Origin of the sequence: Sediminivirga luteola (genome assembly GCF_014639315.1) — a bacterium.
In the GTDB taxonomy this organism is placed as follows: domain Bacteria; phylum Actinomycetota; class Actinomycetes; order Actinomycetales; family Brevibacteriaceae; genus Sediminivirga; species Sediminivirga luteola.
Window position 1 is genome coordinate 1 of the sequence record NZ_BMFY01000043.1, and the last position, 529, is coordinate 529.

The following is a 529-nucleotide window of genomic DNA, read 5'->3' on the forward strand; positions in this document are numbered from 1 at the left end:
TGGCGAACCGCTCCTGGACATCAGCCCAGTTCACGATGTTCCAGAACGCCTTCACATAGTCCGGCTTCACATTCTGGTAATCCAGGTAGAACGCGTGCTCCCACATATCCAGCTGCAGCAGCGAGATCGTGTGCACCGGCACATTGCCCTGCTGATCGTAGAGCTGCTCGATCACCAGACGCTGCCCTGCCGGATCCCACGCCAGGACCGCCCACCCGGAGCCCTGGATCGAGGTCGCCGCGGCAGTGAAATGCCCCCGGAACCCGTCGAAGGACCCGAAGTACTCATCGATCGCGGCAGCCAGTTCCCCGACGGGCTTGTCGCCGCCTTCCGGGGAGAGGTTCTGCCAGAAGATGGAGTGATTGATGTGACCGCCGAGGTTGAAGGACAGGTCCTTGGAGAGTTTCGGGACGTTACCGAAGTCGTTCTTCTCCCGGGCCTCGGCGAGCTGTTCTAAAGCGGTGTTGGCGCCTTTGACGTAGGTGGCGTGGTGCTTGCTGTGATGGAGCTCCATGATCCGCGCGGAGAT

The 529-nt window shown here is 61.2% G+C and carries 1 protein-coding gene; it reads right to left on the bottom strand.

Translation table 11 applies throughout. The features are described 5' to 3' along the window. On the bottom strand, positions 1–529 hold a 529-nt coding region (locus IEW13_RS17255), incomplete at both ends, for a superoxide dismutase (RefSeq protein WP_188552139.1).